This is a genomic window from Clostridium autoethanogenum DSM 10061, assembly GCF_001484725.1.
Lineage (GTDB): Bacteria > Bacillota > Clostridia > Clostridiales > Clostridiaceae > Clostridium_B > Clostridium_B ljungdahlii.
This window is the reverse complement of record NZ_CP012395.1, coordinates 2,855,650-2,878,473: the sequence shown is the minus strand read 5'-3', so window position 1 is coordinate 2,878,473 and position 22,824 is coordinate 2,855,650. Positions and strand designations below refer to the sequence as shown.

The following is a 22,824-nucleotide window of genomic DNA, read 5'->3' as shown; positions in this document are numbered from 1 at the left end:
TTACTGACAGTTATAATTCCTTCAAAATTGTCTCAGAGTATTAACATTTCCTCTTGCATCGTTCGTAATATTTTACAAATGTGAACTCTCTCATAAATCGCTAATAAAAATGTCTTAGAGTACTTGAGAATTGAAAGTGGAAAATTTTATTTTTTTCCCCTTTCTAACAAAGATTACTCATTTTAAATTCAAATATTGCTAATTATCAAATAGTTTCGGGTATAAGTACAATAGACATCCATCTACTATTCCAAGTATAATATAATTAATTAGATTACTTTTTAGTTTGATAACCTCAAATCCTATAAAAAATGTTAAGAAAATAATTAAGAAATTTATTAATGCAAATAATTTATTCTTTTTCATGTTTTAGCACCTATCATCCATTATTAATAATATCTTACAAATGTGAGTTCTCTTATAAAGCTCTTAGATTTTCTAGAATTTTTTACTTAGACTTATCAAAATATTTAACGGGCTGAAGGTTGTAAAATATCCAGAGAATAAGTAAAATTTTACTTACAACCTACAAAGCTATATCTGTTTTAATCTATAACTACCACCGTATTTATCAATGTCCTTTATAAATACTTTCACATATTCATCTTTTTTTACTGTTATTTCTGGCATCTCATTTATGCCAACATGAATGTCACAGATAAAGTCAAAACTTATACCATCCTTATTGTTCACAGGATAAGAATCTCTCTTTTTTACATAACACAGTACATCCTTGTGGAGAGGAATTTCTGACTTTATTGTTATCTGCAATTTTTTATCCTTGGAAAATAACCCTTTTAGAGATTTTACTTCTTTTATGTCATAGTATATGTCAGGTTTTCCCGTACTCACTACAATTTGGTTCTTACCATTATTCTGCTTTACAAGCAGTATATCATCATCACTTTCAACAGCTGGAAAAACATAGTACCTATACTGATTTATTTCTTTAATGCTCTCACAATACCCATTGAATTCCTTATACTCTTCCATAGTATATAATTTTGCACTTTTCAACTCTGCATCATTCAAGGAAAGATCATCTAAGTTGTCAGTTTTCATTACATACACTATATCTGTATTTTTAGGCCACTTCCATCTTATATAAAGCCTGTCTTTCTCAACTTCGCAGCTAATTTCACATATTTCATTGGAGCTATCTTCAAATTCAATTATCTTCATTAACCTACCACCCAATTCTAAATATAATTATCTTAACTTTCACAGTTTAAGCATAAATTGCAAAGCAACTTTTTCAAGAGGACAATTGACAGAGTACAGAGGACAATGAAGGTGAGTTTTCCTCCATACGTCAGAAAACTAATTTATTTTTAAGCTTGTTTTGCTAATGCAAAACATCTCTTAAGCAGGCTCTAAAATCTGTGATTTTCAGATAATTGCTTGCTCAGAAAGTACTTCTTAGAAACAAAAAGCATGAGTTTCTTTTAAATTAAAGATTTTTCGCAGTACAGCGAAAATCCTCATTCACTGTCCACTGTCAATTGTCCTCTGTCCTCTTGAAAATATTGCTTCGCAATATTTTTATATTATGTGCAAAAGTTGAGTAATTACCTAAAAGTATTACCTTTAGTTTTGTCAAAACTAGTCCTCTGATTTCCTCTCAAATAACTGCTTTTAGAATAATCCTTTATATCAACTATAACTGGAATTAGCGTAAATATAAGTGCAATCATAATAACTAAAAGTGCCCTATAAAGAGAACCATGATCTGGAGAATTTAAAAATCCTACTTCCATGATAAGTCCTCCTAAAAATCCAGCTGCAATTCCACCTATTAAAAATCTCTTAAGTAAATTCTTATTATCAAATACAAAACTTATAGACATTGTTATAAGTCCAGATATAATTGTAATTAAAAGTACTCTAAGTATCATATATAAAGTAGAAGATTCAGTTAATCCATCTCTTCTGTCTACTAATAACCTCTGCTGAGTTGCATAATATATCTTACTAAAGGTTCCCTTTAAATCACTGGCATTTTTTACATTATAATATTCTCCATGAGTATCTTTTGCAATTTTCTTTAAGGTAGTAAAGTTATTTTCATTAGACATACCTATTGTGTAAATAGAAATATTTGAGTCTTTAAAAGGACTAAGAGTCTCATCAAATTTCTTATTTAATCCAAAATTATCTTCACCATCTGAAAGTAAAATTACCGCAGCCTTTCTTCCCGGTTTTTTAGTTGAATTTATTTCATCATAAGCACTGTCAATAGCTTCTCCCATGTTGGTATTTCCAGTTGGAGTTTCATATTGTTTCAACTCTTCCTCGGCATTTTTCTTAAGAGACTCTGAAACCTCTGTCATAGGTATTATTCTCTTTGAAGTATCGTCAAACTTATATATTGAAACCCTATTTTGTGTGTTCATATTATCCATAAGATTTAAAACTGAAGAAAATCTCTCATTTTGAGGATCAGTATTTGCCATACTTCCTGAAGTGTCTATTACAAAAACTATATCATTCACCTTTTGAAACTTCAATCCGCTGCTTTCATATATAAATTGAAAAAGCATGCCAAATACAAAAATTGCAATAAAAGTACAGGGAATCAAAAATTTAAAAGAAGTCTTTAAATAATTATTTTTCCACGTAACTCCATTCAACCTTGGATTTATCATCTCTCCTACAAGGCAAAAAGTACCTATGCAAAGTGCTATGATTCCAAAGTAAAACCCCATAAGCAGACTTCCACTCATCTTGTACTTATAAGCATTTATAAAAATTTCCCCTATAATAAATCCTATAATGCCTCCTATTAAACTCATAACGGTCATAGTTAAATTTATTCTTTTTTCTACCAACTGGATACCCCTCCTATCTATTTTGTATAGATATTCTAAGTAAAATTAGATTTGTACATAGAATTATTTTTCTCTTAACTAATAAAATATAGTTGATAATTGACAATTGAGAGTTGACAGTTATGGATGATTTTCTTCCGTTAACACTTCAGAAAATCTAAATCATAACATAATGCAATTGAAACTTCGCTTCAATAAGCTCTAATTTAAGATTTTTCGTAATATAGTGGAGAAAAATCCTCATTCACTATTCATTCTTAATTATTAATTTTTAACTTATCCAAAAACACTTCTGCATAGGATTTTCACCCTAAATTTGAACTTATTCGTAGAGATATTTTTACAATAATGAAGCACATTTAAATATTTTGCACATAAGTCTTAGTAAAAAATTTTTGAAAAATCTAGAACTTTTGAATTGTTTGAGGCACGAGTTTTCAAAAGTTCTCAGTATTTTTATAAATTTTTTGCTTAGACTTATCAAAATATTTAACGGGCTGAAGGTTGTAAAAATATCCGGAGAATAATTCAAATTTTGAGTTGCAATCCCCTACGCTAGTTTATCTCTGGCAACAGTTTCTCATCTACTCCATGGATCAAATATCCATTTTCCATACAATAATTATAAAATTCCATTGAATTTCTTACATAAATAATATCCTTTGCTCCAAAACCACCCATTAAATTCAATTTTTCAATACCACTGCTCTTTATTTCATCTATGTATCCTATTTTATAATTTCTGGTTTTTCTGTCAAAATCAAAAGCATACTTTATAAAGTCACTGCTGTAATCTCCAAAAAAGTATTTTTCCATGTAGGGCTTTACATCATAATTCATTATATAAATTTTTAAAGCTGAATTTTTATCCAACATGTCGTAGAGTTTTCGATATAGTTCTTCTTTTGAAAGCACCTTAGTTTCCAAATTAGGAACATTCACATTGGCCCTTTCATTAAATTCTTCTTCAAAAGATTTTTTAAACTGATCCTCACTTAAAATATATTTAGTGCAAAAATATATTATCTTCCCCAGAAATTTTTCATCCGATTCCTTTAAATTCTCTACTGTATTTCCCAGGTATTTATCTTCTAAATAAAAAGCTTTTCCAAAATTTTTCTCAAGTTTATCCAATATATCATTTACTACATTTTTATAATAAGCCCTTACATTTTGAGCTGTATATTTATCCTGTTTTTCTATAACTTTATTTTCACAACTTTTTATTGTCTGTCCTATATCCTTTACCCTATTTATGTAACTTGAAATTTCACTGTGAACTTTTAAAAGTATATCCTCGTAAATATCAAGAATTTTCTTTGATATATTTAATTTCAGTATTTCTAGTTTTCTACCGTATATATCTAAAAATATTTTCTCCTGAGCTTCCTTTACCTGGGCACCTTTTGAAAAAAAACTTTTAATACCAAAGCTAGGAGCAAATCTTGTCTCATATATATCCTTAATTTCATCATTTAACTTACTTACAAATTTCAAAATAGAATCTCTTCTATTTCTTATATAATTTACAGTTTCTCCTTCCTCCGAGGTCCAGTTAAAGGCACAATATAAATTAAGCTTATTGTCCTCAAGTATATTTTTTCTAATCAAAGTCCTCATATTATTTTCTAAATCACAGTTTTTCACCGATTCCTCAGAAGGCTTTTGAAAGTTTTCAAAGAAAAACTTTTCGCATCTATCGTCATATAACTTTTCTTCTATCTCCCTTAAGTTAAAACTTGATATTTTTTTCTCTACCTGTTTTAAATTATCTGTCATAATCCCCTGCATGTCTTCTATTGTTACTCCCTCAGGAAGTATTTCTTCAACTTGCAGTTCAATACTTGCCTCATCAATTTTTAAAATTTCATTTATAAATTCCTGCTGCTTTTTAGAAAGTGTATTCATTTCCTTTAACATTCTTTCATAAAATGCTCCAAGCACAGAAATAGCAATGGCACTATTAGGTCTTTTCACCTGTGAAAGTCCTGCTGAAATATACCTATTCATAGAATTATCATAACTTATGTTTGATTTAAATATATTGTTGTCGTAGTACTGATTTTCCGTATCCGAATAGGCATTGGATGATGCCTCCCTATTTTTTATAAGATTTATATAGGAAATTATTTCATAGTTGTTATCCATGGAACCTTTAGGAATTATGCCCTTCTCATTTTTTTCTTCCAGAACATAGGTAAGATAAAATAAAGGTCCTTCCCAGGTAACATTAAGCTGTGTCTCATCCCCATAAACAGCTATGTCTTCTTTAAACCTAAAGCTATCTTTTTGAAAATATTCCACTTCCCTAAAAAATCCTACTGTAACTGCCCCTTCATAGACCTCATCTCCTAAATTTTGACTTTTAATCAAAACATAGAGATCTGCAGAGCTGAGCTTAAATACCTCCAGCATCCTCTTTTTTAAAAGTACAGTTACTTCTGTAAGTATTACATTCAATGGATCTTTAGATGTAGTAATTACAGAAATATTTATGCTGTCAAAGGAGTTAAACATGTCCCCCTCTGACAACAATTTATCTCTAGCTTCTGTAATTTTTCGATTTAAATTTTTAAGATCTTCCTTATCACTATAAAATCTATCTCTTATATCTTTTCTCAACGTCTTTTTATTTTTAAAATCTTCATGGAGCTGGATGTTAAAAGAATTATCCGTGTCTTTAACAGATTTTGTGGAAACATTTATAAAAACTGCACCTCTGCCATTATCCCATTTTTTATCTATACTATTTCTAATATACTCATAGGCATCTTCAGTACTATCTCCTATAAAGAGGAAAAGTATGGGGTTATTCACATTTCTTTTAGTGTCACCGTCGTATATTGTTTTTTCCACCTTTAAATCATACTTTTCCACAAAATTTTTTAAAACTTCTTCCATGAAAATTCCTCCCAATTACAGATCCATATTATCTAAGCCAGCAATTTTTGTACTTCTTGAAGTCTTGAAAGTATGTCAGTATAAAAAGCATACAATTTATCACCCTCTACCATCTGATACTTTCTAGTGTCCAGTTCACCAACAGATGATTTCACTTCTTCTATAATAGAACTTACTTTCAATTTTAGAATTTCAACTCCATCTCCTGTGGAAAGTTGTTCTAACTTTCTATCTGAAGTTTTATCTACAATAGTCTTTTCTCCCTTATCTAAAGTCTCATATTTATCAAATATAGCCTTATACTGATATTCCTTTTGCTTTAATACATTTATAAAAGGTTCTATATCTACTTTGCTGTCTTCACTTCCATTATAGACATAAAGCAAACCCTTCTTTATTATAGTTTCCGTATAAAGTGCCCTTAAAAAACTATCTACATTAGCTTCAGCTTTGCTCAAATCTGATATTATATTTTCAAGCTCCTTTTTCTTATCTATTATTTTTTCATACTTTTCCACCTCTTTTTTTACAAGCTCTGTAAGTTCTGGAGTTCTTATCAGATCAATTTTAGCCTTTTCGCTGCTGCTGCTTTCATAAATATAATATTTCTGGCTGTCACTATCTTGCACAGGGGTCAGCTTATCCTGAATAAGTTTGTTCATATCCCCTATGGCCCTTTTTACCTCTCCTATATTTATTTTGTCACCTTTCATATCCATATTATAATTTTTCATAAAATCATCTATATCAAATTCTTCAGTAATAATACACTTGTATCTTTCATTGCTTCCCTTTTGGGTATCTACTATACATCCAAGTTCTAAGGCTCTGTCAAAGAGATTCCTTACTTTTTCATTATATTCTTTCACTCTATCATTTACATAAGTTGTACCCCAAGCTTCTTCTGGAATAGGTGATGGAAGGTATACCCAATTTTTCTCTCCGTTTTGATATAAATGCCTTCCTATTCCATCCCGTTCAAACATAGTCTTTTCATAAATCTCTTCGTAATGTTTTATAGGAGCATAAGAATACAATGGAACTCCATTTTTAGTATTAAGCCAGAATATCCTATTTGTAACCATACTCTCCTTAATGTTAATGGCATTGCCTTTATTGGAATTTTTCTTATATTCCTTAATTCCTTCAAGAATTTTCTTTGCATTTCTAGGCACTGAAACCATACTCCACGCTGGGAAATTCAATGCCTCCGTATTACTTAAATGGAAAATAGGCACTGCATCCCTATCAAGCTTTGGTGCAATTTCATCTTTAACTATATTTATTATGGATTTATCTTCTCCGTATTCTAAAGCAAGGAAATCTTCCATGGACTTTGTTATTACATCTCCGTATTCTTCTGAGACAAAACTTGAAATTGAGCCAACTACATCAATATGCATTTCGTCAATCCATTTCTCAGATTCCTCTAAAAGTCTCTCAGAAAATCTCCTTACAATATCATCTGCTTCTTCTTTATTCACAACTTTTTCAATATAATCCACTAAATCCGGCACTTTTACTACTGTCCAGGAATAAGTTCTTCCAAGAGCTCCTTCTATTTCCTCTCCCTTTACAAGTACGTCTCCATCTTCTTTAAATATCCTGTTCAATTCATTTAATATTTCAGTATATACCCTATAAATACTGTTATTCAGTTTGCTAAGCTCTTCAATTACACTGCTGTAAAAATCAGCCATCCTCATTATTCTCTGTTCTTCAGATTTTAATAAATACTCTTCACTTTTAGCCTCTATGTAATCATTTTTTTTGCCTTCTTTAGTAAACAATAGGGATTTTCTAGCTTCTACAAACTTATCCTCAGCTAGTTCTTCTGCAGACTTTATTTCCGTAGAAATATTCATAAGTCTTTCATTTAAAGAAGTTACCTGTGCCTCTAGAGTTCTTACAACACAAAATCCATCTGAAAACAACACCCTGGATGCATAAAAAGGTCCTTTTTTAGGGTCTTTAAAAATTTGATTCACCATATCCTTAACCAGTTTTAAAATTTCGCCCGGATACTGTGTTTTTACTTTATCATATTCATTTGTGCAGTCCCTCAAGTACTCCTTCATCTCTTCATCTATATTCACGGACTGCTTTTTTATTACATTGTCATAATTAAACTTTTCCCTGTTTTTATAACCTGTTAGTGGCTTTCTATTTTGAAGATGCTCTTCAAATCTGTCTATTACAGCATCCTCATCTAATCTTGCCTTTCTTATAAACTGATCTATTTCCTGTTCTTTAGGCATGTTCTCAAACATATACTGTATTTTTTCAAAAAGTTTATATGCCATATAAGTAGTAATTTCTTCAAGAGGAAGTACTGCAGAGGAGGCACCTATCATTACATATTTGTAATTTGCCATATATGGTTTTGCCATATTATCCGTGTTCTGCTTCAAGTTGCTTATATAATCCTGTATTGCAAATACTCCTCCAGATTCTCTAACCTCATTTGACATGAAGTTTACAATATTTTCTGCAGTTACATTCATGCAGTAGTCATAGGCATTGCTCATAGGTCTGCCGTCTACATTTGTAGCAGAAATAAGATGGCACAGATTAAAAGGAGGCATAGGTGAATCCACTGTAATCCTGTTTCTGTATTTTTGAGTAAACCTCTCATGCCTATCACCAATACCCATAAGATAATCCAACTCTTTAAGTGCTGCAAATCCATTTTTTATAATATAGGATTGTGCAGATTGGTTGTCAGAAGTCTTAGATAAGTTAACATCTGGCATAAATAAATAGCTCATAATATTTACCTTGTCATCGCCTTTTGCTCCGTAAATATTATTCATTATTCCCCTTACTATATAGGCAATATCTATGAAGGTTCCACTTCCAGTTCCTCCTGAAAGTCCAGAAAGTACAAACACATGTAAAATTTCCTCTGTGTCTTCCTGAAGAAGTCTTATTTTCTTTTCTAAGCAATCCACAATCTCATTAATTTTTGTAAAAAGCAGCAGTCTGCCAACCTGTCTAACTCCACCTGCACCATCAGTACCACTTTCAGAAGACAACTCTGGTGCCAGCCACTCTTTTATACAATCATCTAGTATCTTACGATCGTTTAATATGGACCTAACTTCTGCATTTGAAAGCATGACAAGTTCACTTTGAGGATCAAGTCCTACCCCACCATTCATGGGATATCTTTTATTTTTTTCTCCCTGATTTGTTTCAAAACCTAAGAACTCAACTTTCTTGGGTTTATCTTTTCTTGTATTTGAAATACTGTCCTGTTCTAGCACAAATCTTTTATTTATTTGATATTTTAATCTCAGCATAGCATCTATACCTGTTCCTCCAAGTCCTATTACAAGAACTGGATTAGGTATGGTTTCTATACGTATCTTATCACTTATTATTCCTCCACCTTTGCTAACTTCAAGGTCTTCCAGGTGTTCCCTAACTCTAGTATTCATATTCTACCTCCCTTTGACACTATTTTGAGTGAAATTCTAATGTTATACTCTTTGTTACTTTATTTAAAAACACTGTTACTTTATCCCTGTTATAAAGGAGTAGCTTAGAACCCTCCTCAAGCTTTCTACCAGACTTTTGCAGTACACAGCCTGACTTATTTACAAGTTCTATGCTGTCATCTTCTTTAAATATGAATTTTATATTTTCTGTTTCTGCATACTCTTCTTTTAATCCTAAGACTTCAAAAAGTGTAAAACTTCCGCTGTAATTGTCCAAATTTCTAAATTGAGGTGAAAGAACCTCACTAGTACTTTCATCCTTAATGTGAATTTCCAGCCTTCCAAATCCCTGTACACGTCTTTTCTTCATCAGTACAAAGGCTGCAAGACCTATAATAATTAGTGCTGCAGCCGCAGCTGCTCCTATGACCTTTGGACTTTTAAATACAGACTTATCGCCTTGAATGTTTTTATCTGCAGAACTTTGGTTTCCCTGATTTTTATAATTAAATACATAACTTATCTTTATATTGCTGCCGCTTACACCTTTCACCTTTAGATTCCACTGACCGCTTGCAGGTTTTACAATCTTAAGTACTGAATACTTCTTTGATTTTGTAAAAACCACATCACTTGAAGGTATCTGTACTTCCTTACCTGAAGGGTTTATAAGCTTTAATTCTAAAGGTTTGTCTGTAATCATGGATATATTGGCTTCCAAAACATTTGACCCTGGTACATTTATTTTAAAATCCTGAAAGGTTCCATCAGCCACAATATTTCCCTGATCCTGAACTTTTACATTTGCACTGTCTCCATATATATCCTTTAGTATATCTGTAAGGTCTGATGCCTTATTGGTTATGTAGTTTTTTCCCTTTGTTTCACTGGCTATTTGAGTTAACTGTGCTTTATCTACAGTTCCATCATAGTTGAGTCCTATAGTATACACAGGATAACCTTTGCTTTTGCATGTGCTTATTGCACTATTTAAATCCTTTAAAGATTCACTGGCACTCCTTTGAGAATCATTTTTACCATCGGACAGCAGTATTATAAGTGGTCTATTATTGCTGTCATGTCCACTATCTAATACCTTTGCACCTTCCAAAAGACCTCTTCCAATATCGGTTTTCTGCCCAAGAGGTATATTGGAAGCCATTTCCTCTATTCTCTCTTTATCCGATTCAGAATTTATTGCATCCAGGTTATGTTCTTTTATTATGGTATCTGAATAAGCCACAAGTCCTGCCTTGTTTCCCTGTACCTGTCCCATATCCAAAAACATCTTTATAGCTTCTGTCCTTATCTCCTCTGGATCACTTTGTTTCATAGACCCACTTGAATCAAGCACAAAAACTACATCTACATTTGGAGATGATGTACTGGCATATACCTTTTGTGAAGGTATAAAACCCAATTGAAGAACATACACAAAAACTGCAATGAGAACCATCTTAGCTCTAGTTTTCACAGTAAATAACACCTCTTTAAATCATTTTTTAAAAAGATCAAGTATACCCTTTTTCTTGCCCTTTTCCTCTGCTTCTTTTTCAATTTCAAGCCACTTTTCTCTAATATAAACTTGATTTTTCAATCTACTTGTCTTATCAACAATATAGGCAGTATACTCTTTTAACTTTTTTTGAGAAATTTTTATAAGTATTTCTATTACTCTATTATATATAATATTTTCCCTTTCTTCACTTAAATTTTTCTTATTTTTATATAAGGTTATGAAAAAATCTAAAAATATTTTATACCTCTCATTATATCGGGAGCCCATTAAGTTTTTATATTTTTTTGTAAAAAGTATATCCTCTATACCATTAACATATACATCGTAAAAGGTATCTTCATATTTGGAACAAAAAAAAGTCTTTTTTACCTTTATATGGCCTGTAAATCCAGAAGACTGCACTAATATATTAGGTAAAAGCCAGCTTAAGTATTCTCTATACTTTTCCTCACTCATATGTGAAAAGTTATATTTAACCTTCTTAAGAAGTTTTTCATTGTAGTCCATATCTGGATTTTCAATTCTCTTACCAATATACAAAAGTTCTGATATATTACAGATGGTTGTAATATTACACTTTCTTTTCAATTTTAAAATTGTTTCAATAAGTGCATTTTCTTCTACTGAATTATCTATACTTAATTTTTCTTCTACATCCGTTATAAACTTCTCCATTACTTTTTTATCCACAATGTGCATATTTAAGTTATCAATTATATAATTCAATATGTCTTTGTAACTTTCAAGGGCTGCGTCATCTCCATGATAAAATTCCAAATACAATTTAAAAGCATCTGAAAATTTTTCACTTCTGTACTCTTCAAAAGAGTTGAATATTTCACTACAGTAATTTATAAAAAAGTCCTGGTTTTCAATATTTTTCTTTAATTCAAAAACATATAGAGAAAATAAAAAATTATAGGAGTTTGGAAGGTTGTACATATTTGAATAGACTTTTTTCTTCCAATTACCATCCCTGTTTCCCTCATCTACAACAAATTTCGCAAGCAAATCCAAAATAGTTTCGTTTCTACCTAAATAATAGTTTATGCAGTAAATTCTAATAATAATTTTTGAGATACACTCACAATCATTTTTAAAATAATTGAGCACATATAAAGTGTTGTCCTCAGATGATATTAAAAATTTTATACAGTTATTTAAAAGCAAAGTCACATTTTTATCTTTAAAAGTGTACCCGGAGTAAATTATATCTGCTATCGTAGAAATTGAATAATAAACTGGATTTTCTTTAATATCCTTTTGAATACTTTTTATTCTATCTGGACTCAGGGAGACTTCTAGAAATTGACTCATATTATCCATTTCATCCTGTGCCATCTTTTTACGCAAATTCAACATTTCATAAATATCAGTATCTTTGCTGTAAACTGCAATATAATCAAGAGAGTCAAAGAAAAATTTATAAGCCTTTACTATATAATTATCATCACCTATGTCTCTAGACACTTTAAGTAAAAATGTAGTTATCATATAGCAAAGCTGTACATCCACCTGTGTGCTTATCTTTTCAAGTCTTGCATCAATCTGATGAAAGAGTTCTTTATAGGCCTCCTCCGATTTATATTTAATTGCAAAACTAAGGGCTTTTTTCACATCTTCTATACTGCATTTTTCAAGTCCCTTTTTTACTATATTATAAAGGGTTACACAATTATCCACTTCTTCATCTAGTCTATTGTACTCAAACTGATCTAAAAATTTTAAAAAAGGCAGGAATACTTCTTTTGAAACAGTGTATCCTACTTCAGCCCGCTTTGAAAAACTGCTTTTGCTCCTTGGACAATCTTCTGAAAAATTCATAGCACTGTACTCATACATCTTTCGATTGTCTGCAAAATTAAATTTGCTGCCATTTTTACTTATACCGCAGAATATATAGTCTGTATTATCTGGGTTATAGCTGTAAGTAGTAAAACTAAATTGCAGTGCCAGCTTTTTAGGTAGTGACATACAAACTGACCCAATCCAAAAAGGAATGTTTTCTTTTACATCTGCAAGTATAATTCTTTTTTTGGAACTATTATACGTCACAACACGTTCTAAAAGACTTGTAAATTTCTTACCCCTATCTCCTCCACTGCCTTTTAAAAAATTACTTATTTCATCAAAATCAACTACATTTCCTAGTGGAATCTCCGTAATTTCAGGAAGATAATCTATTTCAACAGCATTTTTTTCTTCTTCACTCAAACAATCTCTAAAAACAGGCGATTCATAAAGCTCTATAGGATAAAACTCCCAAGCATTATTCGATATAAGTACATGGCAAAAGTAATTTCCATATCTCTCTGAATAATCTTTTCCCACATATTTAATTTGTGAAATACAGTACTTTCCACTTTCAAGTCTAAAATAAGAAAAAGATATAGGAAACAACCTGTCTATCTCTTCTTTGGTAGGTTGTGTTGGAAGATTAGAAGGCGGTATGTATATGCAGTGGCTTTCTATTTCCATTCTCTCTTTGTCTGTAATACCTTTTGACATGGAATAAGTTTGAAATCCCATTCCAGAGGACAAGCCCTTTTTACAGGACGTATAAAAAAGCTGCTGAACTGCCATTATCTATCACTTCCTCTTTTCTCCCTTAATAAATTTGTATTTATAGAGAAGCCACAAAAAAGGATCTTCTACCCTATGTGGTCTAAGCTTAGCTATCCTGTTACTTTCAGGATTACATCCAAGAGCTGTCAATCCAAAATAAGCGTACTCTTTAAAATTTGAACTAAGCTGATTTGCAAAATTTTCTCCACCCCAGTTCCTGACTAAAGATTCCATTGTTCCATTTACATCCTCAAAATCTGCCAAATCAAAATATCCCTTACTTACATGGCTGCTTGGATAATTTATGCAGCTTGATGGATCAATCAGTGATTCCACTGCATCAATTTTTGAAAAAGCCACAGCCACAGGTATGTCTATAAGCTTATCCATTCCTATATCATTTGCTTTTCTAATAAGGTTTGCCGTTCTAGAAAGCAAGTCTTCTATTTCTGTATTTTGCTGCGGCAATTTAATATTTTTAGGCAGCTTTCTCCTGACTTCCTCCAGCTGAAGAGGGTCAAGCAAAAATATTATACCTGAAGAATTATATATGTACTTATTTACAGTTTTCATAGTATTTTCAGAATCTAAATCCTCACCTGCAGTATCAAAAAAAGCAATAGTAACTGCATTGCTTATCTTCTTACTTTTTAAAAAGCTTCCAAATATTCCGTTATCCTTAAAAACAAGATTATATATAAGAGGCTGCTTTACAGAGGCATCAGTTTTAGCAGAATGAGTTACTCCTATAATTTCATTTCTCTTAAAAATAGGATTATAAAAATCATTTCTATATCTATTCATAGTAGCATCATCAACTGCTGAAAGACTATAATTGAAGGCTGAAGCTATCTCATTCATTATCTTTTGAATTAAAACTGCAATGTAATGGCTTTTTCCTGCCTCCTTTGCACCAATTACTGCAAATATTAAATTATCATATTCTCCAATTGAATATGGGAGTTCCTGATTACAGGTTGGGCATACTTTTATATTGGTTTTCTGCCCACACTCATTGCAAAACACATAATCCGGCATTTCATTTTTGTCCTCAACGTTCTTTGGCTTTATAGGCGTTAGGTTTCTTGCATTTTCACATAAATCAGGATCATTTTTGCATATAAAATTCACTTCATTTAAAGCATGTTTAGAAAAACAATAGGGACATATATAATCATCTTTTTTTCTAAAGTTAAGTTTCACAATTAATCCTCCTCTCTCTATTTAAAGTACAGCTTTTCCTTAGCTGGCGAAACTATCCTGTATAACTTGCTGTTAGAGTCATCTACAAAAAATAATTTCACATACATATTTTTTCTTATATTTTCAATAGGCAACTCAAAATCCATGATTTCATCATTTTTTAAGGTTTCATAATCTATATTAAACAAAGTTTCTCCGTCAGATTTTTGAATAGGCATATTCCCTATCTTACTGATTAAAACAAGCTGTGGTAGTTCTATTTCGTCCTTTGAAGAAGATTTAGAAGATGGTGCAGACAAGCTTATCTTAGCAGATTTTAATTTACCCAAGAGGCTTTTTTTTAAGTCTATTTCATAAAATATTTCTTGAGGTACTTTATTTACCACAAGCCTTCTCTGACCTTCAGAATACAATGTCTTGTTTTCATATTCCACCACAGCATAAATACAGAAATAATAATTTCCTTCTTCTATTTTACTTATGGTGTAATCTCCTGTTTCAAAGTCTTCCTCTCTCTCTATGATTACATGAGAAGCACTGGAATCTGAGGATGCCTCGGGAAACCTATCCATCCTGCAGCATAAAAGTACTTTGTCTATACCTTCTGGCCATCCCCATTCCAGAGACAGTTGCCCATATTTTATTTCTGCTCTTACAAAGGGTACATCCGGAATGTTTCCATCATCAAAAACAGGTTTAATTTTACTATTCTCTGATTTCTCAGGTAATTCATCTATATGTAATTGTAAATCATCATTTACATTTTCAATTTTATCTTCATCCAATTCTTCTGGAGAATCTTCAACCTTTACTTCACTGCAGCTTTCAGAATCTATATTCTCTGTGGAGTTTTTATCGTTTTGATCTGAAGACGAATTTTCTATATAGGAATTATCTCCAGTAATTTCTGATATTTTTTTTCGTATATCATCTTCCGATAACTCAGTAAATTTATTTAGGAAGTTATTTATTTCACTCTGAGAAATATTATCTTTAACTGAAAATATTATGTCAATTTCCTCAGCTAATTCTTCCATTTCTCTCTCCTTTTTTTCGTCCATTTTACTCATACTCCCTTCAATATTAGTATATACCATTGTATTAGGAGTTCAAAATTAAAATTTTGTGAATATAAACAGAGTTCTTGGCATCAGATGGAGTTTTGACTCCACCTGATGCTTAGAAATCGTTATCCAGGGACGTAGCCGCTCTTTACTCACACTTGGAGAAAAGCAGATATTCCAAATCTTTGATTTGGTGATAGTCGCCTTCACAGAGTGCGTGGGAGTATTAGAGCAGGTAGTCATCGGATAAAAAAACAAGTGAAGGTTAATCCCGCACTTGTCCATCTTTTATCTGTATTATCCTATCAGTTTTATTAGCTATATTTACATCGTGAGTTACAATAATAAAGGTAGTACTAAACTTATCATTTATTTGTCGAAAGAGTTTATAAATACTCTCTGCATTTGTAGAATCAAGATTTCCAGTGGGCTCGTCCGCAAGAACTATGCTGGGATCGTTCATAAGTGCCCTAGCTATAGCAATTCTTTGCTGCTGTCCCCCTGATAAGTCATATACCTTCTTTTTCTTGCACTCAGAAAGTCCAACTAGTTCCAAAAGTTCTTCTGCCTTTCTCTTAGCACTTCTACCGCAAAAAAAATGCTTTATTCTGTAAGGCATAAGTACATTTTGTATTGCATTAAACTCGGGTAGAAGATAATGAAACTGAAAAACAAATCCTATGCTTTTATTTCTCACTGCAGCTCTTGAATTTCTCCCTATACTTTTTATACTTTTACCCTGTATGTACACTTCTCCTGTTGTTGGCTTATCCAACATCCCCATTATATTTAAAAGAGTGGTCTTTCCACTTCCCGATGCACCTATAATGGAATTAAAAGATCCCTTTTCTACGGATATATTTACTTCTGACAAAACTTTATTTTTAACTCTTCTTCCATATATCTTATTTACATTTTCAAGTTGAATAATGTTATCCATTTTTTATTACCTCCACAGGATTAAGTCTAAATGACTTAAATGCCGGAAAGAGTGCCGCAAAAGTTGATGCAGCTATATCAATAATAGATGATGCTAAAATAAACTTATGGTTCACAACTATATTAACTAGAGGCAATCCTTCGGAATTAACTATATATCTATTAAACCCTTTTATGTACAACCATGTAAAAAGCAATCCCAAAGCCGTTCCCAATACTCCAAGTATAAAAGCTTGTACAAAAAATATAAAGGCTGCACTTCCATCTTTTATACCCATGGCCTTTAATATACCTATCTGTTTATATTTTTGAACTACACTTATACCAAGTATACTTATAATACTGAGAACTGCTGCAAGAAGTACAAAAAATTGAATTATTATTGTACAAATTTTTTCTCCAACCATTCCACTGGCTAAAAATTTATTTTGATCTTTCCAATTCTGCACATTAAGACTATTATCAGAAAGTATTTTAGTTACTTTCTTTCCTTCCAAGTCCGCATTATATATATCCTTAACTGCAATTTCTATAGAAGTAGCCTTATTGCCAAAATCAATTAAATTTTGAACATCACTCAAATCTGTAATAACCCAGGCTCCATTTACTTTAGCAGCTCCAAGATCAAAGAAACCAACTATGTTTAAAGTCAACTTTTTCCCGCCCATGGTAAACAAATCTATATTATCTCCAAGTTTTAAGTCAAGCTTCTTCTTCAAGTCCTTTCCTATAATAACTTGTCCACTATTTTCATACATTTTTCCTTCATATATACTGCCTTTTATGTTATAAAGTGAATTTACATCTTCAGGCATAAATCCTCTAATCTGAACAGGTTGGTTAGTATCCTTTAATTTAATAAAGACCTGGGAATCAACTACAGGTGCCGTAGCTTTCACATTTTTATCTTCTTTTACAATCTTATTTTTTATATCACTCCAATTTTCTATGCTGCCGTTATTAGAATAAACCGTAACCTGAGCTGAATTTCCTGCAATTTTATTTAAAATAGTATTTTCAAGTCCACTGCTTAAAAGCCCTATAAATATTTGCACAGAAACTCCTACTGCAATTCCCAGTATTATGACAAAGGTTTGCAATTTACTGTGTTTTAAAAACTGAAGAGCTACTTTTGATGATATAAACAATAACTATCTCCTCCTTAGAACATATTATCCACAAATTTTATATTATTACTAATTTTTATTAAAGACAAGATAATTATTGCTTTCTATATAATTAATAAACGTTAGTACAAATAGGTGCCTTTTTTAAATATTTATAAAGTCCATTCTCCATACTTAAATCCAGCATACCTTTTTCATTAAGATATCTCACATAGGATACTAAAATTGTTTCTGTTAATCCATATTTTACCCTGTTATCCAGACTAATGTTAAAATTTTTAGTTACTGATCTAAAAATTTCTTCCATTGTCATGCTTCCATTTTTATCTATTACATCATATATGCTATTTGCCGTATCTTTATAAAATTTTATATTATCCTTTATGAGCTTTGTAATATCATCATATATGTCTTTATGTGCCACAATATATTTACTACAATTTAAGTCATAAAGTTTCTCTTTGCTTTTCAAATCATCCGTCAGAGAATAGGAATAAGGCATTTTAGCTTGCTCCATTAATTCATATCCAACAAGGGCATCCCCTAAATATGCCACATCATCAGGAGTAATGACACATATATGGGCAGCACTATGTCCTGGTGTATGAATAATTTTAAATTTGACACCACAAACATATATACTTTCTTGATCAGGTGTAATCATAATATCTGTTTTACAAACCATCTGTCCAAAATGTTTTGCAATTTCAGCCATGTTATAATTATTATGATAAAATTTCAAGTTAATAATTGAACTGCAAGTAACAGCTTCACATTCCGGCATAGCAATAATACAATTATACTTTTCTTTCAAATATTCAGCATTACCTATATGATCCATATGAGCATGAGTGCATATTATAGCAGCTACTTTTAAATTATTCGTTTTTAAAACTTCAGCTATACCTTCCCTTTCTCCTCCTCTTGGCCATCCAGAATCCATCATAATTATTTCTCTATAATTGATCTTATAAAAAGGTATGCATGCCATTTTAGTATCAATACAAAATGTATTTCCCTTTATATTTTTTATTTCCATATGCTATTTTAGCAGCAAAATTACTTAACATGAAACTGCTAAATGTTCGCTTCCCTTCTTTATGATATTTTTCATTCAAAATTATATAAAGAACCTTCCTAACATATAAAACCAATTTCATACATTAAGAAGGTTCTATTTGCAAATTAATAATTACACATAGCCCTATTCTTCTTTTATCCGATGACTACCTGCTCTAATACTCCAACTTTTCCAAGTTGGAGTAAAGAGCAGCTACGTCCCTGGATAACGATTTCTAAGTATCAGGTGGAGTCAAAACTCCATCTGATGCCAAGAACTCTGTTTATGGTCTAAACTGCTGATCCATTTTCATTACTTTACCATCTTTAATGAATAAATTAAATACAGGCCTATCTTCATATTTACCATTGACCATATCAGTGAAATTAGGTTGATTATAGGATATATTTCCATCACTATCAAAATGAATTAGTTTTATACTCACATCACTATCTACCTCTAATTTTACCTTATCGCTTATGGTCATGTCAAAGCCATCATCTAATATAAACCACTGTCCATTATCTTCTTCAACTACACTGCTATCTCCCGTTCTTTTTACATAATCCAAAGCTTCATTTATATCTGTAACATATTTTAAATAATTACCTTCTATATAATACTTTCCATCTTCACCTACATACTCATTAGTTACTTCAAACAGCTTCTTTTCTATTCCTTTTAACTCATTCTCCGCATCTTCGCTTACAGCACCACTTCCCCCAAGTATAATTTCATCTGTATACTTTGTGGTATCTATATACTCTTTTTGAGTTGAAATATTCTTTCCATCAGTAAGTAAAATAGGCGCTTGAAGTTTTGCTGCTAAAGCACTTCCAGATAGAGCATCTGGGAAATTTTCTCCATTTGCAATAATTATACTACTGCTGTCCAAATTAAAATATTTACATATGTTTAATGAGGTTTCATATCTATTCTTTCCCCATATTCTTATAATATTTCCATCCTCTATAGTTGTGTCCAATTTCTTTATTTCAGAAATAATATTATCACTTAATGCACCTTGTCCTCCTATTATGTAAACAGAAGAAGGGCTTATTTCGCTTATCTTTTCCTTTACTTCATCCGGCAGTGTATCTGTATTACTTAAAATTATTGGATAACCTTTCATACCTGCTATGCTTGATATACTCAGTGCATCAGGAAAATTACTGCCATTAACTATAACTAGGGGCGTTCCCTTACTTACATTCATATTTTCTACTATTACTTTATTAGTGTCAAATCTATTTTTTCCGCCAAGCCTTTTAATATTGTTAAACCCTAAAGATTTAATATAATTTATATATTCATCACTTACAGAAGCATATCCACCTAGAACGTATACAGTTCCACTTGCATCCAAATGATCTTTTATATAATTAATAGAATCCTGACTGTCACTTAAAGACTTGTCTACCAAAAGAATAGGGGCATTTAATTGTTTTGAAAGCACACTACCAGCTAAGGCGTCGGGGAAATTGTTTCCACTAGTTACAATAACATTTTGTACTTTCCCGCTGCTAAAGTTGTTACAAATATTTATTGAGGTTTGGTATCTACTTGATCCGTAAATTCTGCTCACATTATGGCTGGAAGCAGCAGATACAGTTCCAGGGAAAGCGAGTCCTAAAATTATTGCTTGCCCTAAAGCCAGTTTAAATATTTTTTTCATATGTTTTCCTCCAATATTATATTATAGTTTGCTAATGCTCAACTTCCTCACATATAAAATTTTGACTTAATATAAAAATATTGCAACGCAATATTTTAAAAGAACAAAGTTCAAAGTTCAAATATCAAATAAGTATAATTTTCTTCCTAACGTCAGAAAATATTAAAATTATAGATTTCGTGAGATACGATGGAAATCATCTTTACCTGTTCTTTGTTATTTGAACTTTGCTATTTTTAAAAATTTTATTCTATGTTTACGTCCCTTACGTAAGGAATTTTCAGAAGATTTACCATCATATCCTTTATTTCATTTTGATTTCTGGTATAAACTTTAAAGGTAATCCTCACTTCTAAATCCTTATTACTTTTATTATGATGCCTATTAACCTGAATATTAGATATTTTCATTTTTGAATTTTTTAATATATCCAGTGCAGAATTAATACCTTCTTCTGATAAATTTGCCCTTCCTATAGAATATACCTCGTTTTTTTGAAGTTTGTTGAATATTTCAAGTCCTATAACTATAAGCACTGTAGCTCCCACACCAGGTATATACATGCCTGCACCAATTGCTATACCAATACCTGCTGTAGCCCACAATCCAGCTGCAGTAGTCAGTCCTCTTACAAACTGGTGCTCCACAATAATAGTTCCTGCTCCCAAGAAACCAACACCACTTACAACCTGAGCAGCTACCCTACTTGGATCTAGTGAAACCGAATTCATACCAACTAAATCCCAAAATCCATATTTAGACACAAGCATAATAAGGGCACTTCCAACTGCTACGACAAAATGAGTTCTAAGTCCTGCTTGCTTAGAGTGGCTTCTTCTTTCAAATCCTATTAAAGCCCCAAGTACTCCCGAGAGTACTAGCCTGAGTAACATTTCCCATTCTCCCATAGTATCCCTCCGCTTTTAACATTATAGATTTAATTATAATATATATGGCAAATAAAATACATATTTTTATAAAAACTTTTATAGAGTTTCTAAATAGGAATTTAACTTATACCAGCCATATACTAACAAATTTCATCACACTAAAAACTTTTGATAAGTCTAAAGCTCGGTATTTTGAAACTCTACTCAGTCTTCTACTTTCCTAGAATTTATTGTATAAGACGTATACTTATTATCTGTATAAAGAATAGATACATTTACAATTATGGTGCAAGTTTCAGAGCCAAAATTCCCTTTGGAATAAACATCAAATGTATAGGTTTTTATATAGTCACTATCTTGGGGCATTGAGATATCATGCATAAGTCCAGCTTTATATGCTTCCATATTGTCATTATAAAGACCAGCTTTGTTATAATTATTAGTTATAGAGTTTCCTAAAGATATATCAAGTTTATTGTTCTTAATATTGTTTTCAATATCATCATTGACATAATTTATAAAATCATAGATACCTGTCTCAGCACTATAATATGCCCTAGTTTTATCAGAAGTATCTGAAGCTACTCTATTGCTTTTTATACTAGTATCTACCATAAATGCAGCCAATAAAAAAGTTACTGTCATAATAATAATAACAACTATAAGGGCAGAACCTCTTTTTTTCATCAATATCCTATTTCTCCTTACAAATTAATTTGCCTGAACATTAATGGCAGTATGACTTTTAAGAACTATATTTCCTTCTGAAGCCGAAACACTTATAAAAATCAATCCATCTTTATAAGAAAAATCAACTGAATCTATATTAGAACATTTATTCTCATCCTTATCCTGAAGTACTTTGCTTTTTATATTATAAAGTATGTTAGAAGATGCATTTGAAATCAGATTAATTTCATTTCCATTAGCTGCACCAGCATTACTTACAGTACTAACCTGAACTTTTCCATTTTTATCTCTAGGCCCTAACTTAAGAACAGTATTTCCATCTGAAGATTTTAAAATCTTAGTATCATCAACTGAATCATAATTTCTTATTTCATCTGTAATCATATTTAAGGCTTTATTTGCATTATACTGAATATCTATATTATTTTTAAAATTAAAAGATTGTTTTATTTCAGAAAAAAAAGTTTGATAAAGATATACAGAAAATATAGAAAATATAGCCAAAGTTATCATCAGCTCTACTAAAGTAAATCCTCTTTTTTTCATACTGAAAACCTACCACCTTATTTTTTTAAAAAATGTGACTTTAACACCACTTCATTTTCCTCATCATCAATATTATTTCTAACCCTTACTGTAATCTGAAAAAGATTGGGCGAATCAGCTTTAACCTGTATGGAACTTATATTTACATAGTAACCATCCATCTTTTTATAATCACTGCCTTTATATTTCCTGCTGTCCGGATCATTTTTACTTTCCTCAAGACACCTTTGTGCTTCCATCATCATATTTTGCCTTAAAACCTGTTTGTTTACATTTTTATTAGCTGCAATATTAAGTCTAATAACAAAAACTGATAACATTATAAATACACTGATGGCCATCATTACTTCTATATAAGTAAATCCTCTTTTCTTCAT

The 22,824-nt window shown here is 31.2% G+C and carries 16 protein-coding genes; all 16 read right to left on the bottom strand.

The window, feature by feature from the left end; genetic code table 11:
• Positions 1-534: 534 nt before the first annotated feature.
• Complete coding sequence (locus tag CLAU_RS13040) at positions 535-1,182, bottom strand: hypothetical protein (protein ID WP_023162779.1); 648 nt, start codon at positions 1,180-1,182, stop codon at positions 535-537.
• A gap of 386 nt (positions 1,183-1,568) precedes the next feature.
• On the bottom strand, positions 1,569-2,828 hold the full coding sequence (locus CLAU_RS13035; protein ID WP_023162778.1) for a vWA domain-containing protein: 1,260 nt from the start codon (positions 2,826-2,828) through the stop codon (positions 1,569-1,571).
• A 555-nt stretch (positions 2,829-3,383) separates the two neighbouring features.
• Positions 3,384-5,729, bottom strand: a complete 2,346-nt coding sequence (locus CLAU_RS13030; protein ID WP_013237254.1) for a hypothetical protein — start codon at positions 5,727-5,729, stop codon at positions 3,384-3,386.
• A 32-nt stretch (positions 5,730-5,761) separates the two neighbouring features.
• Positions 5,762-9,169, bottom strand: a complete 3,408-nt coding sequence (locus CLAU_RS13025) for a tubulin-like doman-containing protein (protein WP_023162775.1) — start codon at positions 9,167-9,169, stop codon at positions 5,762-5,764.
• A gap of 19 nt (positions 9,170-9,188) precedes the next feature.
• Positions 9,189-10,643: a vWA domain-containing protein gene (locus tag CLAU_RS13020; RefSeq protein ID WP_023162774.1), complete on the bottom strand. Its 1,455-nt coding sequence runs from the start codon at positions 10,641-10,643 to the stop codon at positions 9,189-9,191.
• 21 nt (positions 10,644-10,664) lie between these two features.
• Positions 10,665-13,271, bottom strand: coding sequence for a GAP1-N2 domain-containing protein (locus tag CLAU_RS13015; protein ID WP_023162773.1), 2,607 nt, complete (start codon positions 13,269-13,271; stop codon positions 10,665-10,667).
• 6 nt (positions 13,272-13,277) lie between these two features.
• Complete coding sequence (locus CLAU_RS13010; protein ID WP_023162772.1) at positions 13,278-14,456, bottom strand: zinc ribbon domain-containing protein; 1,179 nt, start codon at positions 14,454-14,456, stop codon at positions 13,278-13,280.
• Positions 14,457-14,473: 17 nt separating this feature from the next.
• Entirely contained in the window at positions 14,474-15,517 is a 1,044-nt protein-coding gene (locus CLAU_RS13005; RefSeq protein WP_023162771.1) for a hypothetical protein, read from the bottom strand.
• Between the two features lie 268 nt (positions 15,518-15,785).
• Positions 15,786-16,460, bottom strand: coding sequence for an ABC transporter ATP-binding protein (locus CLAU_RS13000; protein WP_013237248.1), 675 nt, complete (start codon positions 16,458-16,460; stop codon positions 15,786-15,788).
• Positions 16,453-17,607, bottom strand: coding sequence for an ABC transporter permease (locus CLAU_RS12995; RefSeq protein ID WP_023162770.1), 1,155 nt, complete (start codon positions 17,605-17,607; stop codon positions 16,453-16,455). Before CLAU_RS12995 ends, CLAU_RS13000 begins: the two co-directional genes overlap by 8 nt.
• Positions 17,608-17,698: 91 nt before the next feature.
• Positions 17,699-18,625 carry an MBL fold metallo-hydrolase gene (locus CLAU_RS12990; RefSeq protein WP_023162769.1) on the bottom strand — a complete coding sequence of 309 codons (927 nt, stop codon included), beginning with the start codon at positions 18,623-18,625 and terminating at the stop codon, positions 17,699-17,701.
• Positions 18,626-18,929: 304 nt separating this feature from the next.
• Positions 18,930-20,321, bottom strand: coding sequence for a cell wall-binding repeat-containing protein (locus tag CLAU_RS12985; RefSeq protein ID WP_023162768.1), 1,392 nt, complete (start codon positions 20,319-20,321; stop codon positions 18,930-18,932).
• Positions 20,322-20,566: 245 nt separating this feature from the next.
• On the bottom strand, positions 20,567-21,229 hold the full coding sequence (locus tag CLAU_RS12980) for an MgtC/SapB family protein (protein ID WP_013237244.1): 663 nt from the start codon (positions 21,227-21,229) through the stop codon (positions 20,567-20,569).
• Positions 21,230-21,415: 186 nt separating this feature from the next.
• The gene (locus tag CLAU_RS12975; RefSeq protein WP_023162767.1) at positions 21,416-21,898 is read right to left on the bottom strand and encodes a pilus assembly PilX N-terminal domain-containing protein; all 483 of its coding nucleotides are present in this window, start codon (positions 21,896-21,898) and stop codon (positions 21,416-21,418) included.
• A gap of 24 nt (positions 21,899-21,922) precedes the next feature.
• Positions 21,923-22,447, bottom strand: coding sequence for a PilW family protein (locus CLAU_RS12970; RefSeq protein ID WP_023162766.1), 525 nt, complete (start codon positions 22,445-22,447; stop codon positions 21,923-21,925).
• Positions 22,448-22,464: 17 nt separating this feature from the next.
• Entirely contained in the window at positions 22,465-22,824 is a 360-nt protein-coding gene (locus tag CLAU_RS12965; protein ID WP_029702419.1) for a type II secretion system protein, read from the bottom strand.

Coding starts and splice junctions, on each gene's coding strand:
- CLAU_RS13040 (WP_023162779.1), bottom strand. CDS start 1,182: ATGAAGATAATTGAATTTGAAGATAGCTCCAATGAAATATGTGAAATT.
- CLAU_RS13030 (WP_013237254.1), bottom strand. CDS start 5,729: ATGGAAGAAGTTTTAAAAAATTTTGTGGAAAAGTATGATTTAAAGGTG.
- CLAU_RS13025 (WP_023162775.1), bottom strand. CDS start 9,169: ATGAATACTAGAGTTAGGGAACACCTGGAAGACCTTGAAGTTAGCAAA.
- CLAU_RS13015 (WP_023162773.1), bottom strand. CDS start 13,271: ATGGCAGTTCAGCAGCTTTTTTATACGTCCTGTAAAAAGGGCTTGTCC.
- CLAU_RS13005 (WP_023162771.1), bottom strand. CDS start 15,517: ATGGACGAAAAAAAGGAGAGAGAAATGGAAGAATTAGCTGAGGAAATT.
- CLAU_RS13000 (WP_013237248.1), bottom strand. CDS start 16,460: ATGGATAACATTATTCAACTTGAAAATGTAAATAAGATATATGGAAGA.
- CLAU_RS12990 (WP_023162769.1), bottom strand. CDS start 18,625: ATGGAAATAAAAAATATAAAGGGAAATACATTTTGTATTGATACTAAA.
- CLAU_RS12985 (WP_023162768.1), bottom strand. CDS start 20,321: ATGAAAAAAATATTTAAACTGGCTTTAGGGCAAGCAATAATTTTAGGA.
- CLAU_RS12980 (WP_013237244.1), bottom strand. CDS start 21,229: ATGGGAGAATGGGAAATGTTACTCAGGCTAGTACTCTCGGGAGTACTT.
- CLAU_RS12975 (WP_023162767.1), bottom strand. CDS start 21,898: ATGAAAAAAAGAGGTTCTGCCCTTATAGTTGTTATTATTATTATGACA.
- CLAU_RS12970 (WP_023162766.1), bottom strand. CDS start 22,447: ATGAAAAAAAGAGGATTTACTTTAGTAGAGCTGATGATAACTTTGGCT.
- CLAU_RS12965 (WP_029702419.1), bottom strand. CDS start 22,824: ATGAAGAAAAGAGGATTTACTTATATAGAAGTAATGATGGCCATCAGT.